This is a genomic window from uncultured Stenotrophomonas sp., from assembly GCF_963519125.1.
In the GTDB taxonomy this organism is placed as follows: Bacteria; Pseudomonadota; Gammaproteobacteria; order Xanthomonadales; family Xanthomonadaceae; genus Stenotrophomonas.
In genome coordinates this window covers 41,134-63,344 of sequence record NZ_CAUQLJ010000014.1, presented here as the reverse complement: position 1 = coordinate 63,344, position 22,211 = coordinate 41,134, and the positions used below count along the sequence as shown (strand labels likewise).

The 22,211-nt window shown below is 66.0% G+C and carries 15 protein-coding genes; 7 read left to right on the top strand and 8 right to left on the bottom strand.

What is annotated here, in order from left to right:
- Positions 1–17: 17 nt before the first annotated feature.
- A complete protein-coding gene (locus tag RYM47_RS13350) occupies positions 18–1,406 on the bottom strand; it encodes an FAD-binding oxidoreductase (protein WP_315388556.1) in 1,389 nt (462 codons plus the stop codon).
- 185 nt (positions 1,407–1,591) lie between these two features.
- Between RYM47_RS13350 and serA the strand changes: the two genes are divergently transcribed.
- Positions 1,592–2,833, top strand: a complete 1,242-nt coding sequence (gene serA, locus RYM47_RS13345; protein ID WP_315388555.1) for a phosphoglycerate dehydrogenase — start codon at positions 1,592–1,594, stop codon at positions 2,831–2,833.
- Positions 2,834–2,871: 38 nt separating this feature from the next.
- On the opposite strand, the gene RYM47_RS13340 is transcribed toward serA, so the two are convergent.
- Positions 2,872–3,453 carry an NUDIX hydrolase gene (locus RYM47_RS13340; RefSeq protein ID WP_315388554.1) on the bottom strand — a complete coding sequence of 194 codons (582 nt, stop codon included), beginning with the start codon at positions 3,451–3,453 and terminating at the stop codon, positions 2,872–2,874.
- 183 nt (positions 3,454–3,636) lie between these two features.
- Between RYM47_RS13340 and RYM47_RS13335 the strand changes: the two genes are divergently transcribed.
- The 5 genes from RYM47_RS13335 (at position 3,637) to mtnC (ending at position 8,736) form a co-directional block, all read left to right on the top strand.
- The gene (locus RYM47_RS13335; RefSeq protein ID WP_315388553.1) at positions 3,637–5,112 is read left to right on the top strand and encodes an amino acid permease; all 1,476 of its coding nucleotides are present in this window, start codon (positions 3,637–3,639) and stop codon (positions 5,110–5,112) included.
- A gap of 82 nt (positions 5,113–5,194) precedes the next feature.
- Positions 5,195–6,622: an amino acid permease gene (locus RYM47_RS13330; RefSeq protein WP_315388552.1), complete on the top strand. Its 1,428-nt coding sequence runs from the start codon at positions 5,195–5,197 to the stop codon at positions 6,620–6,622.
- A 139-nt stretch (positions 6,623–6,761) separates the two neighbouring features.
- On the top strand, positions 6,762–7,400 hold the full coding sequence (locus RYM47_RS13325; protein ID WP_315388551.1) for a methylthioribulose 1-phosphate dehydratase: 639 nt from the start codon (positions 6,762–6,764) through the stop codon (positions 7,398–7,400).
- A 76-nt stretch (positions 7,401–7,476) separates the two neighbouring features.
- Positions 7,477–8,034: an acireductone dioxygenase gene (locus tag RYM47_RS13320; RefSeq protein ID WP_315388550.1), complete on the top strand. Its 558-nt coding sequence runs from the start codon at positions 7,477–7,479 to the stop codon at positions 8,032–8,034.
- Positions 8,035–8,037: 3 nt separating this feature from the next.
- A complete protein-coding gene (gene mtnC / locus RYM47_RS13315) occupies positions 8,038–8,736 on the top strand; it encodes an acireductone synthase (protein ID WP_315388549.1) in 699 nt (232 codons plus the stop codon).
- Positions 8,737–8,843: 107 nt separating this feature from the next.
- On the opposite strand, the gene RYM47_RS13310 is transcribed toward mtnC, so the two are convergent.
- From RYM47_RS13310 to RYM47_RS13285, 6 genes are all read right to left on the bottom strand, one after another.
- On the bottom strand, positions 8,844–11,468 hold the full coding sequence (locus RYM47_RS13310; RefSeq protein WP_315388548.1) for a glycoside hydrolase family 2 protein: 2,625 nt from the start codon (positions 11,466–11,468) through the stop codon (positions 8,844–8,846).
- 33 nt (positions 11,469–11,501) lie between these two features.
- Complete coding sequence (locus RYM47_RS13305) at positions 11,502–12,695, bottom strand: AGE family epimerase/isomerase (protein WP_315388547.1); 1,194 nt, start codon at positions 12,693–12,695, stop codon at positions 11,502–11,504.
- The gene (locus RYM47_RS13300; protein WP_315388546.1) at positions 12,692–13,690 is read right to left on the bottom strand and encodes a carbohydrate kinase; all 999 of its coding nucleotides are present in this window, start codon (positions 13,688–13,690) and stop codon (positions 12,692–12,694) included. The genes RYM47_RS13305 and RYM47_RS13300 overlap by 4 nt, the downstream gene beginning before the upstream one ends.
- 7 nt (positions 13,691–13,697) lie before the next feature.
- On the bottom strand, positions 13,698–14,942 hold the full coding sequence (gene fucP / locus RYM47_RS13295) for an L-fucose:H+ symporter permease (protein ID WP_315388603.1): 1,245 nt from the start codon (positions 14,940–14,942) through the stop codon (positions 13,698–13,700).
- A 110-nt stretch (positions 14,943–15,052) separates the two neighbouring features.
- On the bottom strand, positions 15,053–16,123 hold the full coding sequence (locus RYM47_RS13290; RefSeq protein WP_315388545.1) for a LacI family DNA-binding transcriptional regulator: 1,071 nt from the start codon (positions 16,121–16,123) through the stop codon (positions 15,053–15,055).
- Between the two features lie 70 nt (positions 16,124–16,193).
- A complete protein-coding gene (locus RYM47_RS13285) occupies positions 16,194–18,629 on the bottom strand; it encodes a GH92 family glycosyl hydrolase (protein ID WP_315388544.1) in 2,436 nt (811 codons plus the stop codon).
- A gap of 424 nt (positions 18,630–19,053) precedes the next feature.
- On the opposite strand from RYM47_RS13285, the gene RYM47_RS13280 reads away from it, so the two are divergent.
- Entirely contained in the window at positions 19,054–22,134 is a 3,081-nt protein-coding gene (locus tag RYM47_RS13280) for a TonB-dependent receptor (protein ID WP_315388543.1), read from the top strand.
- Positions 22,135–22,211 lie beyond the last annotated feature (77 nt).

The window sequence follows — 22,211 nt, the reverse complement described above, 5'->3', positions numbered from 1 at the left end:
TGAAAGCCTGTCGCCTGTCACAGGTCGAACACCTTGCCGGGATTCAGCAGCCCTTGGGGATCAAACGCATGTTTGACCGCCTTCATCAACGCGATTTCAGCCGGGCCGCGGGTACTGTCCAGGTAGCCCTTCTTGACCAGCCCGATGCCATGTTCGGCGGAAATGCTGCCGTCAAAGTCCTTCAGTACCTTGGCCAGCAGCTTGGTGACGTGCTCGCACTGCTGCAGGAATTCGGCATCGTCCGTGCCATCGGGCTTGAGCACGTTGATGTGCAGGTTGCCATCGCCGATATGCCCGAACCAGACCACGTCGAAGTGCGGATACGCCTCGCCGATCAACGCCTGGGTCTGCGCCATGAACGCCGGCATCGCCGAGATCCGCACCGACACGTCGTTCTTGTACGGCTTGTAACGCGCCACCGCTTCGGTGATGCCCTCGCGCAGGCGCCACAGCTGCGCCGCCTGTGCATCGCTCTGGCTGACCACGCCGTCGCTGACCCAGCCCTGCTCCAGGCAGGCTTCGAACGCCGCCATTGCGGCCGCTTCCTGGGCCTCATCGCCGGCCGCGAACTCGGTGACCACGTAGAACGGATACACCTGCTCGAACGGCGCCTGCGCGCCGTGTGCCAGCACGTGTTCCAGCGCCCGGTCGGTGAAGAATTCGAAGGCCTGCAGCTGCATGCGCTCGCGGAACGCGGCAAACACCTGCATCAGCACCTCGAACGACGGCAGCGCCAACAACATCACGTTGCTGGCCGGCGGCGGGTCGGTGAGTTTCAGGGTGGCCTCGACGATCACCCCGAGCGTGCCTTCCGAGGCGATCAGCAGCTGGCGGAAATCGTAACCGCTGGAGTTCTTGATCAGCCCCTTGTTCAGCTCCAGCAGCTCACCGCTGGCGGTCACCACCTTGAGCCCGGCAATCCATTCTCGCGTATTGCCGTAGCGGATCACGCGGATGCCGCCGGCGTTGGTGGCGATATTCCCGCCGATCGAGCAGGAACCCCGTGCAGCGAAATCCACCGGGTAGATCAGGCCATGCTCGCGCGCAGCGTTGTGCACCGCTTCCAGCGGCATGCCGGCCTGCACGGTCAGGGTACGGTCGACCGCATCGAAGGCCAGTGGCTTGTTCATCCGCTCCAGACTGAGCACCAGCTCGCCCTGGGCTGCCACGGCCCCGCCACTCAGGCCGGTGCGACCCCCGGAAGGCACTACCGCCACGCGCTGGGTGCTGGCCCAGCGCAGGATGGCCTGCACCTCCTCGACACTGCCCGGCAGCGCGATCGCCAGCGGCGCCGGTGTCCAGCGGCGGGTCCAGTCCCGCCCGTAGTGTTCGAGGTCGGCCGGATCGGTCTTGAGCCGCAGCCCGGGGCAGTCCTGCAACAGCGAATCAAGGCGCGGATCAGTCATGGAATCGAACGCAAGGCGGAGAACGCCAAAGGGTAGCGCACGACTCAAAGTCGTGCGACCGAAGCCAGCCTTGCTACCGACACATGGTCGCGTCTGAAACCATTTTCCCTCTTTGGCGCACCGCACCATGCCCCTTCCGATCTGGCATAGTGGGCAGCTCCCGTCCAACATGCTGCCGCTCGCCCATGTCGCCGAAGAAGACCTCATTCCCCAAGCAGGATATCCGCGTGCTGTTGCTGGAGGGGGTCAGCCAGACCGCGATCGACGTGTTCAGCGCCGCCGGCTATTCGCAGATCGAGCTGCACAACAAGGCGCTGCCCGAAGATGAGCTGAAGGCCCGTATCGCCGAAGCGCACATCGTCGGCATCCGCTCCCGCACCCAGCTCAGCGCCGAGGTGCTGGCCCATGCCAAGCGGCTGATGGCGGTGGGCTGCTTCTGCATCGGCACCAACCAGGTCGACCTGGAAGCGGCGGAACTGGCCGGCATTCCGGTATTCAACGCGCCCTACTCCAACACGCGCAGCGTGGCCGAGCTGGTCATCGCTGAAGCGATCATGCTGACCCGTGGCATTCCGCAGAAGAATGCCGAATGCCACCGTGGCGGCTGGTCCAAGTCGGCCGCCGGCAGCCATGAGGTACGCGGCAAGACCCTGGGCATCGTCGGCTACGGCCACATCGGCACCCAGGTCGGCGTGATGGCCGAAGCAATGGGCATGCAGGTGATCTTCCACGACATCGAGACCAAGCTGTCGCTGGGCAACGCACGTGCTGCCATCGACCTGGACGACTTGCTGGCCCGCGCCGACATCGTCACCGTGCATGTCCCGGAAACGCCGGCCACCCAATGGATGATTGGCGCCGCGCAGCTGGCGAAGATGCGCCCCGGCGCGCACCTGATCAACGCCGCGCGCGGCACCGTGGTCGACATCGACGCGCTGGACGCGGCACTGCACTCGGGCCACATCGGCGGCGCGGCGCTGGACGTGTTCCCGGTGGAGCCCAAGGGCAATGGCGATGCGTTCGTTTCGCCGCTGACCGCGCACGACAACGTCATCCTGACCCCGCACGTGGGCGGCAGCACGCTGGAAGCGCAGGACAACATCGGCGTGGAAGTGGCGGCCAAGCTGGTACGTTACAGCGACAACGGCAGCACTCTGTCGGCGGTCAACTTCCCGGAAGTGACCCTGCCCGAGCATGCCGACAGCCTGCGCCTGCTGCACATCCACCAGAATGTGCCGGGCGTGCTGTCCAGGGTCAACGAAATCTTCTCGCGCCACAACGTCAACATCGACGGCCAGTTCCTGCGCACCGACCCGAAGGTCGGTTACGTGGTGATCGACATCACCGCCAGCGAAGAACAGGCCGCAGCGGTACGCGACGAGCTGGCGGCCATTCCCGGCACCCTGCGGACCCGCGTGCTGTATTGATCAGCACCCGGTAGTGCCGGGCTCTGCCCGGCAAGGTTTCACCGCGCCAACCAGCGCTTGGCCATGCGCGGCAGCGAATCGTCCCCATCCGGGGTTTCAATCGCCGCGTTGGCCACGTCGGCCACCTCACGCCACGCCAGCGCCAGCGACTCCTCGCTGACCACGAACGCCTCGCTCCCCAGCGCCCGCACCACGTAGCGGGCGTCATAATGCCAATGCCCGGGCACGTCTTTCCGCTCCGGGATCCAGTGCTTGTCGATGTCGAACAGCTCGCCATCCTCCAGCACCAGCCCGGTGAGCCCGGACTCCTCCACCGCCTCCGTCAGCGCAACCTTCGCCAGGTCGCGCTCGCCGTCGGCGTGCCCGCCCAACTGCAACCAGCGGTCCAGCTTGCGGTGGTGGGTCAGCAAGACCCTGTCGCCATCGGCGCTGACCAGCCACGCGCTGCCGGTGAAATGGCCGGCCAGGCGACTGCGCAGGAAGGGATTTTCCGGATCATCCAGCAATGTGCTGAATTCGTCAGCCAGCCCGGCGTGTTCTGGGTGGCGACGGGCGTAATCGGCCAATTGCGCGCGCAGCGCGGGGTCAAGTCCTACAACGGATTCGGGGATTTGGGACATGGCAGCGGCGCAGGAAGACGGATTTGGCAGATTATCGCCCGGCATGCTGCATTTGCGCTTGTAAGCAGGCTTCAGCTTTGGCTAAGGTACAGCGGGCCGTCTCTTTGGGGCGGCCGAGAATAAACCCAAGGGTATGCGGCGACGTATCGCACACCCCCACCCACCATTTCTGGGAAGCACTGCATGCTGAAGTCTCTGTTGAGGGTCAAACCGGTCGAACCGGCCGGGCACGTCGATGCCGGCGAGCCGATCGAGGGCAGCCTGGATGGCGAAGCCTCACTGAAAAGGACCCTCACGGCGAAACACCTCATCATGCTGGGCATCGGCGCGGTGATCGGCGCAGGTATCTTCGTGCTGACCGGCCAGGCCGCGGCCAACCATGCCGGCCCTGCCGTCATGCTGTCGTTCGTGATCGCCGGCTTCGCCTGCGCCCTCGCTGGCCTGTGCTACGCCGAGTTCGCCGCAATGATGCCGGTCTCCGGCAGTGCCTATTCCTACTCCTACGCCACCCTGGGCGAAGGCATGGCCTGGTTCATCGGCTGGTGCCTGGTGCTGGAGTACCTGTTTGCTTCGGCCTCGGTCGCAGTGGGCTGGTCGGCGTACCTGATCAGCTTCATCACCACCACGCTGCACATGCCCTTCCCCGACGCGCTGAGTGCGGCGCCGATTTCCTGGACCGGCCATGAGTTCATCGCTTCGGGCAAGCTGTTCAATCTGCCAGCGGTGCTGATCGTGGCGGCGGTGTCGGGCCTGCTGTACGTGGGCGTGACCCAGTCGGCCTTCGTCAACGCGATCATCGTGGCGATCAAGGTCACCGTGATCTGCCTGTTCATCGGCTTCGGCGCGCAGCACATCGACGTAGCCAACTGGACCCCGTTCATTCCGGAAAACACCGGTGTGTCCGGCGAATTCGGCTGGAGCGGCGTGTTCCGTGCAGCCACCATCGTGTTCTTCGCCTACATCGGCTTCGACGCGGTTTCGACTGCGGCGGGCGAAACCAAGGATCCGCAGCGCAACATGCCGATCGGCCTGCTCGGCTCGCTGGCGGTGTGCACCATCGTCTACATCATCGTCTGTGCGGTGCTGACCGGCATGATGCCGTACCACCTGCTGGGCACCGACAAGCCGGTGGCCACCGCTCTGGAGCCCTACCCGACCCTGTCCTGGCTGAAGACGTTCGTGGAGATCGGCGCCATCGCCGGCCTGTCCTCCGTGGTGCTGGTGATGATGATGGGCCAGACCCGCATCGCCTACACCATCTCCCGCGACGGCCTGCTGCCGAAGTTCTTCGGCAAGGTCCACACCCGCTTCCGCACCCCGTACGTCGCCACCATCGTGGTCGGCGTGATCGCCGCCGCGCTGGCTGGCCTGGTGCCGCTGAACGTGCTGGGTGAACTGGTGTCGATGGGTACCCTGCTGGCCTTCGCCACGGTCTGCATCGGCGTGCTCGTGCTGCGCTATTCCAAGCCGGAGATCCATCGCCCGTTCCGCGTGCCGATGGTGTGGATCATCTGCCCGCTGGGCGCGGCCACCTGCCTGTTCCTGTTCTGGCAGGCGTTCGTGGTGCACTGGCACCTGTTCGTGGGCTGGACGCTGCTCGGCCTGCTGATCTACCTGGGCTACGGCATCCGCAACAGCAAGCTGGCCAAGTCGCCCTGATCCGCCTACGGGCCGGCCTCGCGCCGGCCCGTCCGTTTTCCCCGCGCGCCGGTCATGGCGCGCTTCGACAAGACCACCACACATGTTCAAGCAACTGTGGGCCACCAAGCACCCGCATGCCGCCCATGAAGACGCCAACGGCCTGAGCCTGCGCCGCCACCTCGGCCCCTGGGGCCTGACCGCACTGGGTATCGGCGCGGTGATCGGCGGCGGCATCTTCGTCATCACCGGCCAGGCCGCCGCCAACCACGCCGGCCCGGCGATCATGCTGTCGTTCGTACTGGCCGCCATCTGCTGCGCCTTCTGCGCGCTGGCCTACGCCGAATTTGCCTCGATGGTGCCGGTCTCCGGCAGCGCCTACACCTACACCTACGCCACCTTCGGCGAACTGGCCGCCTGGTTCATCGGCTGGATGCTGGTGCTGGAATATGGCGTCTCGGCCTCGGCGGTTGCGGTCAGCTGGACCGGCTACTTCCTCAGCCTGCTCAGTCATTTCGACATCTACCTCCCAACCGCGCTGGTCAGCGCCCCGCTGGACGCACAGCTCCGCCCGACCGGCGCGATCGCCAACATCCCGGCCGCGATCCTGGTCCTGCTGCTGACCTGGCTGTGCTACGTGGGCATCAGCAAGTCCTCGGCGATGAACATGGCGATGGTCATCCTGAAGACCGGGTTGATCGTGCTGGTCATCGTGGTCGGCTGGAAGTACGTCGACCCGGCAAACTGGAGCCCGTTCATCCCGGAGAACCAGGGTCCGGGCAAGTACGGCATGGAAGGCGTGCTGCGCGGCGCCGCGATGGTGTTCTTCGCCTACATCGGCTTCGAGGCGGTTTCGGTCGCCGCTCAGGAATCGCACCGCCCGCAGCGCGACATGCCGATCGGCATGCTGCTGTCGCTGGTGATCTGCACCGTGCTCTACATCGCCATGGCCGCGGTAATGACCGGCCTGGTGCCCTACACGCTGCTGGGCACCGACGAGCCGGTGGTCACCGCCGTGGCCGCGCATCCCCAGCTGGGCTGGCTGCGGGTGGTGGTCGAGATCGGCGCGCTGATCGGCCTGAGCTCGGTGGTGCTGGTGATGATCATCGGCCAGCCGCGCATCTTCATGATCATGGGCCGCGACGGCCTGCTGCCGCCCGTGTTCACCAAGATCCACCCCAAATACCGCACCCCGCACATCAACACCGTCATCACCGGCATCGGCATCGCCCTGCTCGCGGCCCTGTTCCCGCTGGACATCCTCGGCGAACTGACCTCGATGGGCACCCTGATCGCGTTCGCGGCCGTCTGCGCCGGCGTGCTGGTCCTGCGCCGCACCCAGCCCGACCTGCCGCGCCCGTTCCGCATCCCGGCCGCCTGGCTGGTCTGCAGCCTGGGCGTACTCAGCTGCCTGGCCCTGCTCTCGGCCATGACGATGCACAACTGGATGCTGATGGGCGTCTGGACCTTCGTAGGCTTCGTCATCTACTTCGGCTACAGCTACCGTCACAGCCGCCTGCGCAACCGCTGACGGCGATGGTCTTGGAGCCGGCCAGAGGCCGGCTCTACCTCCCCTCCCACCCAAAGATGCTGGCACTCGCCCAAATCTGTCGAGGGGCTTTTACCTGCCTTTACCTGCCCTTACCTGCTTTCGCAGTTAAAATGCCAGCATGAACGACACCCCCTACGACACGACCCGGCTGAGCGAACTGGCCCAGGTGCTGATCGACAACATCCGCGAACTGGCCCAGGCCGGGTGGACCCCAGCGACCAGCAGCAACTTCTCGCACCGGCTGGACGACCAGCACGCCGCCATCACCGTGTCCGGCAAGGACAAGGGCCGCCTGATCGAAGACGACATCATGGTCGTCGACTTCGACGGCAAGGCGGTCGGCCGCCCGCTGCGTCCCTCCGCCGAAACCCTGCTGCACACCCAGCTGTACCGCCGCTTCCCTGAAATCGGCTGTGTACTGCACACCCACTCCCCGGTGCAGACCATCGCCTCTCGCCTGTATGCCGCCAACGGCCATATCCGGATCGAAGGGTATGAGCTGCTCAAGGCCTTCCATGGCAACAGCACCCATGAAACCGCCGTTGAGATTCCGGTATTCGCCAACACCCAGGACATGGATGAACTGGCGGCCAAGGTCGAAGCAAAGCTCGACGAAGGCTGCATGTGGGGCTACCTGATCGACGGCCATGGCCTGTACGCCTGGGGCCGCGACATGGCTGAAGCGCGCCGGCATATGGAAGCGTTCGAGTTCCTCCTGCACTGCGAGCTCGAGCTGCGCAAGCTGCGCGGGCCCTGAGCGTTCCAGCCGTGCGGTTGCCGGGCAGAGCCCGGCGCTACACACTCTCTGTCCCCCTCCCGTTCAAGCTGCCGCCATGAGCCGACTGCGCATTTACGACCACGACGTTCCCGACGCCCCGCTGCTGGACACCCAGGACGGCGCGGTCATCGCTGCCGAACTGAAGAAGATCGGTGTCACCTTCGAGCGCTGGCAGGCCGCCCATGAGGTTGCCCCCGGCGCCAGCCAGGACGAGGTGTTCGCCGCCTATCGCAGCGACATCGACCGCCTCGTCGCCGAGCACGGCTTCAAGAGCGTCGACGTCGCCTCGATCGCTCCGGACAACCCCAACCGCGCCGAACTCCGCAAGAAGTTCCTCGACGAACACTTCCACAAGGAAGATGAAGTCCGCTTCTTCGTCGCCGGCTCCGGCCTGTTCACCCTGCACGTGGACGACAAGGTCTACGAGATCGAGTGCGTGAAGGACGACCTGATCGCCGTGCCCGATGGCACCACCCACTGGTTCGACATGGGCGATGAGCCCAGCTTCGTTGCGATCCGCTTCTTCACCGAGCCGGACGGCTGGGTCGGCCACTTCACCGGCACCGACATCGCACAGAAATTCCCCCGTTACGTTCCGACCAAGGCGTCCTGATCCATGCCCCACCCCACCGTCATCCTCACCGACATCGAAGGCACCACCAGCAGCATCTCGTTCGTCAAGAACGTGCTGTTCCCGTATGCGCGCAAGGCCCTGCCGGCCTTCGTCACCGCGCACGGCCAGCAGCCGGAAGTGCGTCGCTGGCTGGATGCGGTGGCCGTGGAGATCGGCGGTGCCTGCCAGGACGCCCTGATCGTGGAGACCCTGCAGGGCTGGATCGACCAGGACCGCAAGCACACCGCGCTGAAGGCGCTGCAGGGCATGATCTGGGAAGCCGGTTACCGCAACGGCGACTACAAGGCGCATTTCTATCCGGAAGTGGCTGCCGTGCTGAACGGCTGGCACGCCGAAGGCAAGCCGCTCTACGTGTATTCCTCCGGCTCGGTGCCCTCGCAGAAGCTGTTCTTCGGTTTCAGCGAACCCGGCGACCTCACCGGCCTCGTGTCCGGCTGGTTCGATACCGAGATCGGCGGCAAGCGCGAAGCCGAGAGCTACCGCAACATCGTCAAGGCGATTGGCGTGCCTGCCGGGCAGATCGTGTTCCTGTCCGATGTGGTTGAAGAGCTGGATGCTGCGCGTGAGGCCGGGTTGCAGACGCGCCTTCTGGACCGCCTGGACGATTACCCGATGCCGCGCACCGGAGATGCGACGCATGGGCATGACCGGGTCGAGAATTTCCAGCAGATCACGGTGTGACCTGACATCGCGCGGGACACGCATGGCGTGTCGCTACGCATCAACGCTCGATGAGATGCCGCGTAGAGACACGCCATGCGTGTCCTCGCGGTGCCCGGCGCGGTCGACTAGCTCCCGATCGCGTCCGCCACGGATCGAACCTGCAACGCGTTCTGCAACGCCTCCGCATCTGCATCCGCGTTGACCCGCACGCGTACCGTCTCACCCGGCACCAGGTCGAACGCGTTGTCATCCAGCGTCGCATCGAACCCGTCAAACGCCACCCAGACGCCGCGCGCCAGCTGCGCCGAACGCAGCTCGAGCACAGTGCCAGCACCGTCCTGCAGCCAACGCGCCTCGATCTTCGCGTTCGGCAACTGCATATCCTTGGCCGCGGCGAAATAGACCACCTGGCGCGACAACACCTTCGTTCCCTCGAGCAGCTCCACCACCGCTACCGTCCGCGTTGGATCGGCCTTGCCCAACAGCTGCGCATCGGCGAAGCGCCCTACCTCCAGCGCCGACAGCGCGGGCACCATCACCGCGTGCTGCTGCTTCGAAATCTCCCGACCGTCCACGTCCATGACCCGCACCCGCCACTGCGCCTTCAACGGCGTCTGCAGGTCGTTGAGCAGGTTCACCCGGGTCACATTCTCATCGCGCAGTGCCGCCACCGCATGGTCGGCAAAGAACCGCTTTGCATGGAAATGCAGCGCCTTCCAGCGTCCCGCGTGGTCGATGCTCGACCACGACGCCCCCGGCCACACATCGTTGAGCTGCCAGTACAGCGAGCCCATCGTGTAGGGACGTGAGGCGCGGTGATGCAGGGCGGCCAGCTCGATGCCTTCGGCCTGCATGACCTGGCTCAGATAAACGAAATCGGCGAAGTCGCGCGGCGTGCCGAATTCTCGTTCGATGTACTGCAGCAGGCGCTGATTGCCCTCGCCCGCCATGAACTTCTGGTGCGCACGCACGGTGGTGCTGTCCACCTGTCGCTCGCTCTCCGGGATGATGCCATCCAGCGTCCGCAGCACCGGCCACGCCTGCAGGCCGTATTCGGACATGAAGCGCGGCGTCTCGCGCAGGTAGGCCTGCACCGGCAGCGCTGGATTACCCCATACCTGCCAGTAGTGCTTGTCGCCCCGGGTCGAGTCATTGGCCACGGTGTCCAGGTCGTTGCTCGGCGAGCTGGACCAGTACGGCACGCCCAGCCCGTCCTCACCCACCACCTGGCGCAGATCATTGCCGAACAGATCCACATAGCCCTGCCAGACCTTTGCTGCAAACACCGGATCGGCCGCTTTCAGGTCTTTGCCGTGGCCCCAATCCTTCCACGCGGTTTCTTCTTCATTGTTGCCACACCACAGCACCACGCTGGGATGGCGACGCAGGCGGCGCACGTTGTCGCGCGCCTCGGCCACCACGTTGGCACGGAACGCCGGATCGTAGCCCGGCTGCATGCCGCCGCCGAACATGAAGTCCTGCCAGACCAGCAACCCCAGTTCGTCGGCGATGTCGAAGAACGCATCGTCTTCGTAGTAACCGCCGCCCCAGTTGCGCAGCATGTTCATGTTGGCGTCGCGTGCCGCGGTCAGCTCGCGCCGGATCCGTGCCGGATCGACCCGGGCCGGGAACATGTCGAACGGAATGACGTTGGCGCCCTTGGCGAAGATCGGCACGCCGTTGATGACGAAGGTGAAGCCTTGCCCGCCCTTGGCGTCGTTCTCGCGACGCAGCTCGACCGTGCGCAGGCCGGTGCGGATGCTGCGCTCCACCGCGTCGGGCGTACCGCCATCCACGCGCACGTTCACGGTGTAACGCGCCTGCTCGCCTTGCCCGACCGGCCACCAACGGCGCGGCTTGGACAGCGTGACCGGCACCGACACTACCTGGACGCCGGCACGCAGCGAGGTCGGCTGTGTCACCGTGGTCGCGATGCGCCCCTCCGGATCCACCATCTCCACCTGCACCGTTGCCTGGCGTGTTCCGGCGGTTTCCACCTCGACCTGGACCTGCAGCGCAGCGCGCCGTGCGTCCAGTGACGTGGTCTGCACCGCCACATCGGTGATCCGCTGCGCGTTCCAGCTTTCAAGCCGCACCGGCCGCCAGATGCCGGCGGTGACATAGCGCGGACCCCAGTCCCAGCCGAAGTGGTAACCGGGCTTGCGCACGAAATTGCCGACCATCGCATCACGCGGTTCATCGCCGTACGGCGACGGGTAGTTGCCCGCGATCTTGTGCGGCATTGCCTGCACGCCCGGCAGCAGCGTGGCGATCGGCGAACGGAACACCACCTGCAGCTCGTTGCCGCGGGCGCGCAGCTGGCCCGCAACGGAAGCCCGCCACGTACGGTGGCTGTTGTCGGCGCGCAACAGCGGCCGACCGTTGAGGGTGACTTCGGCAAACGTGTCCAACCCTTCGAAGACCAGTTCCGCGTGCGCACGCGCCAGGGTGGCGGCGTCCACATCGAAACGCGCCTGGTACTCCCAATCTGCCAGACCGATCCATTGCAGGGCGGCTTCAGGCGCGCCGGCGTACGGGTCAGGAATCAGGTTCGCTGCCAGCAGGTCGGTGTGCACCGAACCGGGCACGGACGCGGTGCGCCATCCGGCCGCTTCCGGGTGTGCCTGCACCTGCGCATTGCCGGGCAGCAGCCGGAACGACCACTGCGCCTGCAACGGCGCGGCGGCGGTGGGGAGCGCATGAAGCGCAAGCAGCAGAACAAGACCCGATACCCACGCCCACTGCTTCATTCACCTACCCCTTCATTGCCCCTGGAATCGAACTCAGCGCACCACGTTGAGCACTTCGTAACACGCGCCCATGGTGTGGTAGTCGGTCTTGCCCGCCGGGCTCTTCTCGTCGCTGTACTTGCGGTTCTGCACATCCAGGATGCGGTACCAGGCACCGTACTGATGGTCGATCATGTGCGCCCACGAATACGCCCACAGGCGGTCGTACCATTCCCAGTACACCGCCTCGCCGGTGCGCGCGGCCAGCAGCGCGGCCGTCGCCAGCGACTCGGCCTGCACCCAGAAGTACTTGTCGTCGTCGCACACGCTGCCGTCCGGCGCGAAGCCGTAGACCAGGCCGCCATGGGTGTCGTCCCAGCTGCGCGCCATCGCGGTATCGAACAGGTGGCGCGCGGTCGGCACCAGCCAGTCCGCCTGCACGTGGCGGTCCAGGATCAACAGCAGCTTGGCCCACTCGGTCTGGTGGCCCGGCTGGAAGCCCCACGGACGGAACAGGTGCTTGGGATTGTCGAGGTTGTAGTTCCAGTCGATCTGCCAGTTGCGGTCGTAATGTTCCCAGACCAGGCCATCGCCCTGCGCTGCCTGGCGGCGGGTCATGTGGTCGGCCAGCAGCAACGCACGGTCGCGGTAGCGCGCCTCGCCGCTGGCCTCGAACGCGGCCAGCATCGCTTCGCACATGTGCATGTTGGCGTTCTGGCCACGGTAATCGCTGAAGTTCCAGTCGGCGTCGGCTTCGTCCTTGTACAGGCCGAATTCGGGTTCCCAGAAGCGCGCTTCCAGCAGCTCCCAGGTTTCATCCATCCACGCACGTGCTTCGCCGATGCCGGCCTTGAGCGCGCAGCTGTAGGCCAGCAGCACGAACGCCACGCCGTAGCAGTGGTTGGTGGCATCTTCGACCACGCCATCGCGCAGGGTCCACGCATAGCCGCCGGTAACTGGGTTGCGGTGCACCTCGCGCAGGTAGCGCACGCCGTGCTCGGTGGCCTTGAGGTCCTCGGGGTTGCCGAACTCGCGATAGGCCATCGCGTGGTTGAACACGAAACGGGTACTGCTCACCAGGTGGCGGTGGTGGGCGTCGTAGACAGTCCCGTCGTCACGGTAGTAGTGGAAAAAGCCCCCGTTCGGGTCGAGCTCGTGCGGATGGTAGAACGCCATGGTGTGCGCGATGTGCGCGCGCAGGAACGCAGGCGAACGAAAATCGGGCTGGGCGGGAACGGCGGTGGTCATGCGGGAATTTCCTGTTGTTGCTGCAGCAGTTGCTGGACGTCGGCCAGGCTCGGCATCGCGGCGAAAGCGCCCTTGCGGGTCACCGCCAGCGCGCCTACCGCAGCACCAAAACGAATGGCATCCTTCAGAGCGGCCGGATCGCGGCAGAAGTCGATGAACGCTTCGCCGTCGGCACCGCGCTCGCCAAGCGCGAACAGCAGGCCGCCGACGAACGCATCGCCTGCGGCCGTCGTGTCTACGGTAGGCACCTGGAACCCGGTGACCACGCCGTTGCCGTGGCGGGTGTACCAACGCATCGGGGCAGCACCGTCGGTGACCACCACGGCCTGTGCATGGGCGGCGAGCAGGCGCTGGATGACCACGCCATTGCCGTCGGCGCCCAGCGGCGCGGCGAGGTATTCAAGTTCCTCGCGCGAAAGCTTGACCAGATCGGCCAGCACCAGCGCCTGCCACAGCGTGGCGGTCGGGTCCACGTCGGCCGGCCACAGCGCCGGGCGCAGGTTGAGGTCCAGGCTCACCATCGCACCGGCGGCGCGCGCGCGCTGCATGCCGTCCAGCGTGGCCTGTGCGATCGCGGCCTCGGTCAGGCTGTTGGAGCACACATGGAAGCTGCGGGTGCCTGCGAAGCAGGCCGGGCTGAAGTGCTCGGCGCGGAACAGCAGGTCCGCCGCCGGCGGACGATAGAAGCTGAAGCTTCGTTCGCCGTGCGCGTCCAGCGCCACGAACGCCAGCGCGGTCTTGGCCGCGTCGGTACGCACGATGCAATCGGTAGCGACTCCGGCGCTGGCCAGGCTTTCGGCGAGGAAGTCACCGAACATGTCCTGGCCGAGCATGCCGGCGAAATGGGTATCGGCGCCGAGGCGCGCTGCGGCCACCGCAACGTTGGCCGGCGCACCGCCGGCGTACTGCAGGAACGCACGCGGGGTGTCCGGGGTGGCCGGCGGCTGTGCAAGTAGATCGATCAAAATTTCGCCGAAACAAACAATCTTGGTCATGACGCGCTCAGCCCCCCTGGCTGAAACCGGCACGCGGGCGCGAGCCCCACATGCCATAGAAGAGGATGTAGCCGTAGCACAGCAACGGCAGGATGAAAGACAGGTGCAGGCCGATACGGTCGGCCAGCAGGCCCTGCAGGAACGGAATGATCGCGCCACCGACGATGGCCATGATCAGCAGGCTGGAGGCCTTGTTGGTCAGCGGACCCAGGCGCTCGATGCTGAGCGCGAAGATGGTCGGGAACATGATCGAGTTGAACAGGCCGATCGCCACCACCGAGTACATCGCCACGTGGCCTTCGCTGGCCAGCGTTACCGCAAGCAGTACCGCATTGGCGGCGGCAAACAGCGTCAACAGGCGGCGCGGCGAGAAGCGGGTCATGATCGCTGAGCCGGCAAAGCGGCCGACCATCGCCATGGTCCAGTAGGCCGACACGTAACCGGTCGCCTGCTGTTCGGTCAGCCCGCCAATGTTGGGCATCGACAGGTAGTTGACCAGGAAGCTGCCGATCGACACTTCCGCGCCCACGTAGAAGAAGATGCCCAGCACGCCGAACAGGACATGGCGGTGGCGCAGCGCGTCCATCAGGGTGTGGCTGCCGGTGTCGGCCTGCTCGGTGGTCTCGTTCAAGGCCGGCAGGCGGAACAGGTAGACGAACACCGCCAGCAGGGCCAGCGCGATCGCCAGGCCCACGTACGGGCCCTGCACCGCCTGCGCTTCCTGGGTGCGGTAGGCCAGCTGTTCGGCGGCGCCCAGCGCGGCCAGCTCGTCGGCGCTCTTGACCGTGTTGCCCAGGATCAGCAGGCCACCGAAGATCGGCGCGATCGCGGTGCCCAGCGAGTTCAGTGCCTGCGCCAGGGTCAGCCGGCTCGAAGCAGTCTGTTCCGGCCCCAGCAGCGCGACATACGGATTCGCCGCCACCTGCAGCACGGTGATGCCGGTCGCCAGCACGAACAGCGCGCCGAGGAACGCTTCATACACGCGCAGTTCGGCGGCCGGCCAGAAGCCCAGCGCACCGACCGCAGCGATGGCAAGGCCAGCCACGATGCCCTTCTTGTAACCCAGGTGCGCGACCAGCCGACCCGCCGGCAGCGACATCAGGAAGTACGCACCGAAGAAGGTGAACTGCACCAGCATCGCCTTGGCGTAGTTCAGTTCGAACACCGCCTTCAGATGCGGAATCAGGATGTCGTTGAGACAGGTCAGGAAGCCCCACATGAAGAAGATCGTGGTGGCGACCGCCAACGCCATGCGCGTGTTGACCACGGGTGCGGTGGAAGACGACGTGGGCAGGCGTGGCGTCGGAGAAATGGGCATGCGGTACGCGCCTCATTGCGCGGGCGGGTGAAGGGGAGTCGGGATCAGGCGGCCACGGGGCCGCTGCTGTCACGGATACGGAGCTGCACCGGTGCCACGGTACGGCGCGGAGCAGCGGTGGGATCATCCAGGCGTTGCAGCAAGAGTTCGGCTGCCTGGCGGCCGCGCTCTCGGGGGTTTACGGTCAGCGTGGTCAGCGGCGGCATCGCCACCGCGGCCTCGGAAATGTCATCGAATCCCGTCACCGCGAAATCGCGGCCCGGCTGCACGCCGCGCGAGGCCAGGCCCAGCATCAGGCCCAGTGCCACGGTGTCGTTGTAGCAGACCGCAGCAGTGGGCACGTCGCCGGCAAACAGCTCGCCCGTCCGCGCGGCGGCTTCAAGACGGTTGGGCGCCGATTCGATCAGCCAGTCCGGCTGCACCTCCAGCCCTGCTTCGGCCAGCGCCTGCGCATAGCCGGTGCGGCGCTGGTGGCAGGAACTGGATTCGGCGTGACCGCCGAAGAACGCAATGCGCTGGTGGCCGCGCTCGATCAGGTGGCGGGTTGCCAGGTAGGCGCCCTGCTGGTTGTCCAGCGTGAGGAAATCCCAGTCGCCGCCGTTGAGTTCGCGGTTGAACAGCAGCACGTTCGCATTGAAGCCCAGCGCCTGGCGTACCTCGGTAGCGTCGCTGCCTTCGGCCGGCGACAGGATCAGCCCGGCCGGGGTGTGTTCCATCAAGGTGGTCAGCACCGCCTGCTGCCGCTCGGGCGACTCGCCGGTGCTGCCAAGCAGGGTCACGTACCCCTTGGCCCCCAGCGCCTCGTCGACGCCGGAGGCGAATTCGGCGAAGAACGGGTTGGAAAGATCGTTGATCACCAGCGCCACGCTGGTCGAGGTGCGGCGGCGCAGGTTGGCCGCGCCCCGGTTGTACACATAGCGCTGCCGGCGCAGTTCGGCCTCCACCCGCGCGCGGGTGTCGACATTGACCAGTGGGCTGCCCCGCAGCACCAGCGACACCGTGGCGCGCGACACGCCGATGGCATCGGCAATGTCGGTCACGGTGACCGCGCGTGCGGCGCCGGCACGGGGCGTGCTGGCGCGGGTTCCCTTGGCAGCGGAAGTGTCCTTTTTCATCGTGGCGTCGGTCGGGTCAGGGTGCTGCAAGCCTAAACGATCGCATCGGCCAGCGGACCGGGGCGGCGGCTCATTCGAGCACGGCCCCCGGCGTGGCGCAGTACGAGACCGGCAGGTCGGCCACCTGGGTACCCCAACCGGCTTCCGGGGCGGTTTCGCCGAGTGCGTAGGAAATGGTGCCGCCCTGCTGCAGCCGGTTCCAGTCCATCCAGACCGGCGAGTGCGCCTGGCCGTCAACCTGCACGCCCTGCACATACTGGAGCTTGCGGCCGTCGGCGCCCGGCGCCTGCAGGCGCAGCGTGCGGCCCTGGCCCAGGTCCACTTCGACCTTGGCGAAGCGCGGCGCATGCAGCAGGAACTGGCCACTGCCCGGCACCGCCGGGTACAGGCCCAGCGCACTGAACAGGTACCACGCCGACATCGTGCCCAGGTCATCGTTGCCGGTGACGCCGTTGGGCGCGTTGGTGAACAGCTGCTGCGCGGCGCGCACCACCGTAGCGGTCTTCCACGGCTGGCCGATCAGGGTGTACATCCACGGCGCGTGCAGGTCGGGTTCGTTGTTCGGGTTGTAGCGATACTGGTTGTAATAGCTGTAAGGACCGACCACCCATTCCTTGCGCGCGGCCTGCAGCGGCGACTGCAGCAACGCGTCGTAGGCGAAGAAGGCATCCAGGCGCTTGCCGGCCTGTTCGCGGCCGTGCATGGCCTGGACCAGGCCGGGGATGTCCTGCTGGGCCAGCCACTGGTACTGCCACGCGGTGCCTTCATGGAAGCCATGGTGCGAACGCGGGCTGTAGTGGCCGTCGGCCGGCAGGTACCACTTGCCATCATCCATGCGCGGACGCGGGAAGCCGCTCATGCCGGTTTCCTCGTCGCGCACGCTCGGGTCCCACACCTTCTGCCAGTTGCGGCCGCGCTGGCGCAGGACGCCCGCATCGTCGGCATGGCCCAGGCCGTCGGCCATCTGCGCCAGCGCGCAGTCAGCCAGTGCGTACTCCAGCGTGGCCGAGCCGCCGTGGTGCGGGTCGACGTCCATGCCCTTGGACGGGAACGCACGGTCGTAGGCGACGTAGCCGTTCTCGACATAGCCCGGGTTGCCCGAGCGGCCGGCATGGCGCGAGTTCATCGGCGGCAGTTCGAACGCATTGCGGCGCAGCGCGGTGTAGGCCTCGCTTTCGCGACCGGCCAGCGCACCGAAGCGCCACAGGTCGACCATGAAGGGCGTGACCGGGTCGCCGGTCATGATGTTGGTTTCGAAGTTCGCGTAGCCCCAGCGCGGCAGCCATCCCCCCTGCTCGTTGATCGCCAGCAGGCTGCGGCCGATGTCGCGGGTAACCTGCGGACGGGTCAGCGCCAGCCACTGGTTCTGCGCGCGGTAGGTGTCCCACAGCGAGAAGTACTCGTAGTAGGTCCAGCCGTCGGCACGGTGGATGTTGTCGTCATAGCCCCGGTAGCGGCCGTCGGCATCGCTGCCGGTCAGCGGCTGCAGCAGCGCGTGGTACAGCGCGGTGTACAGCACGGTACGGTCATCGGCGTGCTTGCTGTCCACGCGTACCGTGGACAGTTCCTTGCGCCACTGCTGCTGGGACAGGCTGCGCATGCGCTCGAAGCCGAGCAGGCGGCCATCCTGCATGCCGTCGCTGCGCAGGTTGGCGCGCGCGCCTTCGGCGTCGACGTGGGAAATGGCGCTGACTGCCGTCACCGCGCGGCCCTTGGACGTATCGAAGCTCAGCCACGCCCCGCTGGGCTTGAGCTCGCCTTCCATGCCGTGGCGCGCGCCGGGCAGGCCACCGCCCTCGCCCCAGGTGCCGTACGCCTTGAACGGGCGATCGAACTCGATGCGGAACCAGGTGGTGTACTGGTGGCCGCCGCAGAAGCTCTTGGTGACCAGCTTGCCCTCGACCACGCGGTCGCCGACCACATCGATCACGCTGCCGATCACCGAATGGCGTTCGTTGGCCTGGCCGACGTTGACCAGCACGTGGCCGGTAGCGGCGTCGACCGGGAAGGTGTAACGCTCGGCGGCAGCGCGGGTGCGCGCGGTGGCCTCGGCATCGATGCCGCCGTAGCTGGTCAGCCGCACCTTGTAGTAGCCGGCCTGGCCGACCTCGCCTTCGTGGGTATAGCTGGACGCGTAGGTCTTGTGGTCGAAGCTCTTGGCGCTGTCGGTGTCGAAATCGCCACCCGGACCGATGCTGCCGGTCACTGGCAGCACCGAGACCTGCCCGCCCTGCTCCCAGCAGCCTGCACCGGACAGGAAGGAATGGCCGAAGCCGCGGATCTTGGGGTCGTCATAGCGCCAGCCGGCGTAGTGCTCGCCGATCGGGCTGACCTGGATCAGGCCGAACGGGGCCGAGGCGCCCGGGAAGGTGTTGCCGTCATCCTTGCTGCCGATGAAGGTGTTGACCTCACGCTCCAGCGCGGCCGGGGCGGCCTGCAGCACGGGGGTGAAGGCCAAAACGGCCAGGCAGGTCGTCAGGGCGAGGCGGGACGGCAATCGGCGCATGCAGAGGTTCCTGTGGGTTTGGATCGCTCCAAAGTCACGACGGCGTGAATTTAGATCGATTTAAGTAGAACACGGGGCAATCCGGGGATGCATTCTGCGGCGCAACATGAGCGCACCCGCGAACCCATCGTCGCCACCGCGTCCCGACCGCTGCGCAACTGAAGCGTTCAAACTCCCTCCCGCCCCTTGTCCCTTGTGGCGCCTGCGCCCTAGGCACATTCCAGACCCCGTCGTCCATATTGCGGAGCAGCATGCTTCCCTGGCGCGGCCGTGTTAAAAATCCGCTGCCAGCGGTTTAGATCGATCCAACTCCGAACCGTCATATGCGTGGCACGGCGAGCTGGGGGGCTCGCCAGGTCCGCTGCCAGTTTTAGATCGATTCAACGAAATCTCAGTACCGATTCAATCCAACGGAGAGAGTGGAATGAAGCAGATGTCCCGCATGCACGGCCGTGACGCCTTGTCCGCCGCGATCACCTTTGCCCTGGCCGCCGCGGCCTTCGTGCCGGCGACCGTGTTCGCCCAGCAGGCCGCGACCCCGTCCCAGACGCCCTCCGCGACCACGCTCGACAGCGTCCAGGTCACCGGCTATCGCTACGCCATCGAAAAAAGCCTGCAGCAGAAGCGCGACGCCAATGCCGTGGTCGAAGTGATCACCGCCGAAGACGTGGGCAAGTTCCCCGACAAGAACGTGGCCGACTCGCTGCAGCGCGTGCCGGGCGTGGTCATTACCCGCGACGGCGGCGAAGGCAAGAGCGTCAGCGTGCGCGGCCTGGATCCTGACCTGACCCTGACCCAGTTGAACGGCAATTACATCGCGACCTCGGAAACCAACGACGAGGCCAGCCGTTCGTTCAACTACACCCTGCTGCCGTCGAACATGCTGTCCAGCGCCGAGCTGTTCAAGTCGCCCGAAGCGCGCATCGACGAAGGCGGCATCGGCGGCACGGTGATCCTGCATACCCGTCGCCCGCTCGAGATGGAATCCAATTCCGGCTACGTGACCCTGGAAGGCACTTCCTCGGACACCAGCCCTGACGTCGACCCGCAGGCGTCCGCGCTGTACTCCTGGCACAGCGACGACGAGCGCTTCGGCGTGCTGGTCGGCGTGACCCAGCAGAAGCGCACCAGCCGCACCATGGAAGCCACCACCGAGAACTACCAGTGGTACGGCACCGACACCGACGCGCGCGATGTCAACGGCAACCCGCTGACCCAGGGCGGCGTCAACTACTGGTGGGGCAACTCGGGTTTCAACGACCAGAACGGCAACAACTACACCGACTTCTTCATGCCCACCTCGGTGAACTTCGCCGTGAAGGAAGAGGAGCGCGAGCGCAAGGGTGGCCAATTCACCTTCCAGTTCAAGCCGACCGACAACGTCACCCTGACCGCCAATTACTTCCGCTTCGAGCTGCAGGGTGACTACACCCAGAACATGCTCAAGATTCCGGAATGGAACATGGCGCGCTACAACCAGGACGGCAACTGGGCCGGCGGTCGCCTGCTCAACGGCCTGACCATGGACCCCAGCGGCAGCATCGTGACCGGCGCGCAGTTCGAGAAGCTGGCCGGAAAGACCTACTACTGCAGCGAAGACGAAGCTGCTGCGGCCGGCCTGCCGCCGGGCGGCTGGGGTCCGGACGACTGCACCATCCCCACCCCGCAGCTGACCGGTGGCTACAGCCGCGAAAAGGCGCTGTCTCAGACCGCCGACCTGAGCGTCGACTGGGACATCAGCCCGCTCTGGAAGGCGTCCTTCAGCGGCGGCCGCACCTGGTCCGAAGGTGGGCCGACGATGAACTTCCGCATGTCGGCCAAGCCGCGCCGTCGTGTCGATGGCGTGTGGGAAACCGGCAACCGCTACTCCGCGTGGGACCTGACTGGCACGCCGTCGGCCACGTTCTCGCCTGACCTGCAGCAGCAGCTGATGAACGGCATCGCCGAAGTGGACACCGGCTCGACCGATTCGTCCTGGATGCAGACCGAGGTCAAGCAGAACCACTTCCAGGCCGACTTCACCAAGCTGTTCGAAGCCGGCTGGCTGGACTCGTTCCAGTTCGGCGCCAAGTACAGCGATGGCAAGGTCCACCGCAATACCGGCAATACCTACTGGGTGTGCCCGGGCACCGACCCCGCCGACTACGACAACAACCGCTACCAGGCAGGCTGCGACAACACGGCGGGCATCGCCCAGCCGGGCTTCTTCCTGTCCAACCCGATCACCGGCATCCGCGGTGGTTTCGACGCCAACGTGTTCCCGGGCATCGACTACCCGGCGTACATCAACTACCTCAACGATCGTTACGGCGGTTCGCACAACCGGACCGAAGAAGACTTCGTCTACAACGTCAACGAGAAGGTCTACGCCGGCTACTTCCAGGCCAACTTCCGTACCGACCGCCTGCGCGGCAACGTCGGCGTGCGCATGGTGCGTACCGAGCAGTTCGCGCAGTCCAGCGACTCGATCGAACGCTTCAACGACTACTTCCTGGACAACGCGTCGGGCGCGCCGATGTCGTGCAACGACCCGGCGGCGGCGGCGTTCCCGAACTACGGTTGCGAAAGCGGCTTCGTGCGCCTGCCCGACAGCCTGGCCCGCCAGAAGTCGTTCGAGCTGATCGGCTCCGACAAGACCTATACCGACTTCCTGCCGAGCTTCAACATCGCCTGGGACATCACCGAGAACCTGGTGCTGCGTGGCGCGGCGTCCAAGGTGATCGCACGTCCGAGCTACACCAGCATCGCCGCACCGGGCGCGCTGAGCTACTTCAGCGCCGAGTACGTCAATGACCGTCGCGTCGCCGGTGGCGCGCCGCAGGAAGGCTGGCAGGGCCACGGCAGCAACAAGGACCTGGAACCGTTCGAAGCGACCCAGTTCGACGTGGGCCTGGAGTGGTACTTCCAGCCGGGTGCGGTCGCGGGTATCGGCCTGTTCCGCAAGAACGTGGACAACTTCACGGTGCCGGTGGTGCGTGACGTGCAGATGGTGATCGGCGGCGAGTCGGTCACCGTGCAGGACTACGAGACCCAGGCCAACGGCCGCGACGGCGTGTCGCAGGGCGTGGAGCTGTATGGTCAGTACACCTTCGACTTCGGTCTGGGCGTGCAGGCCAACTACACCTACAACGACACCAACCTGGCTTCGATCGTGCTCGACGGCGAGAACATCGGCGCATCGCCGCTGGTGGGCAGCGCCAAGAACCAGGCCAACTTCACCGTGTTCTACGAGAACGACACCTTCCTGGCGCGTGCGTCCTACAACCGCCGTGGCGAAGTCGTCGGTGGCTTGAATGGCGGCATGACCGAGTACTCCGAGCCGTACGCACAGCTCGACCTCAACGTGGCCTACAACTTCACCGACGCACTGACGTTCACTGCCTCGGTACTGAATGCCACCAAGGAAGAGCAGCGCATCCACCTCGGCAACGACACCGATGCCCGCCTGATCTCCAGTCTGTACTCCGGCCGCCAGCTGTACTTCGGCGCGACCTACAAGTTCTAAGCATCACCTGCCCTCGCCTTACCGGCGGGGGCAACGTTCCTCCACGGCAGTCAGGCTGGTACAGATGGCTGTCGTTT

Bases quoted from the DNA above. Each gene is read 5' to 3' on its own strand.
- RYM47_RS13340 (WP_315388554.1), bottom strand. From the start codon at position 3,453: ATGTCCCAAATCCCCGAATCCGTTGTAGGACTTGACCCCGCGCTGCGC.
- fucP (WP_315388603.1), bottom strand. From the start codon at position 14,942: ATGGCGTTGGCGGTCGCCACCACGATCTTCTTCATGTGGGGCTTCCTG.
- RYM47_RS13350 (WP_315388556.1), bottom strand. From the start codon at position 1,406: ATGACTGATCCGCGCCTTGATTCGCTGTTGCAGGACTGCCCCGGGCTG.
- RYM47_RS13300 (WP_315388546.1), bottom strand. From the start codon at position 13,690: ATGACCAAGATTGTTTGTTTCGGCGAAATTTTGATCGATCTACTTGCA.
- serA (WP_315388555.1), top strand. From the start codon at position 1,592: ATGTCGCCGAAGAAGACCTCATTCCCCAAGCAGGATATCCGCGTGCTG.
- RYM47_RS13285 (WP_315388544.1), bottom strand. From the start codon at position 18,629: ATGCGCCGATTGCCGTCCCGCCTCGCCCTGACGACCTGCCTGGCCGTT.
- RYM47_RS13335 (WP_315388553.1), top strand. From the start codon at position 3,637: ATGCTGAAGTCTCTGTTGAGGGTCAAACCGGTCGAACCGGCCGGGCAC.
- RYM47_RS13280 (WP_315388543.1), top strand. From the start codon at position 19,054: ATGAAGCAGATGTCCCGCATGCACGGCCGTGACGCCTTGTCCGCCGCG.
- RYM47_RS13320 (WP_315388550.1), top strand. From the start codon at position 7,477: ATGAGCCGACTGCGCATTTACGACCACGACGTTCCCGACGCCCCGCTG.
- RYM47_RS13310 (WP_315388548.1), bottom strand. From the start codon at position 11,468: ATGAAGCAGTGGGCGTGGGTATCGGGTCTTGTTCTGCTGCTTGCGCTT.
- RYM47_RS13325 (WP_315388551.1), top strand. From the start codon at position 6,762: ATGAACGACACCCCCTACGACACGACCCGGCTGAGCGAACTGGCCCAG.
- mtnC (WP_315388549.1), top strand. From the start codon at position 8,038: ATGCCCCACCCCACCGTCATCCTCACCGACATCGAAGGCACCACCAGC.
- RYM47_RS13290 (WP_315388545.1), bottom strand. From the start codon at position 16,123: ATGAAAAAGGACACTTCCGCTGCCAAGGGAACCCGCGCCAGCACGCCC.
- RYM47_RS13330 (WP_315388552.1), top strand. From the start codon at position 5,195: ATGTTCAAGCAACTGTGGGCCACCAAGCACCCGCATGCCGCCCATGAA.
- RYM47_RS13305 (WP_315388547.1), bottom strand. From the start codon at position 12,695: ATGACCACCGCCGTTCCCGCCCAGCCCGATTTTCGTTCGCCTGCGTTC.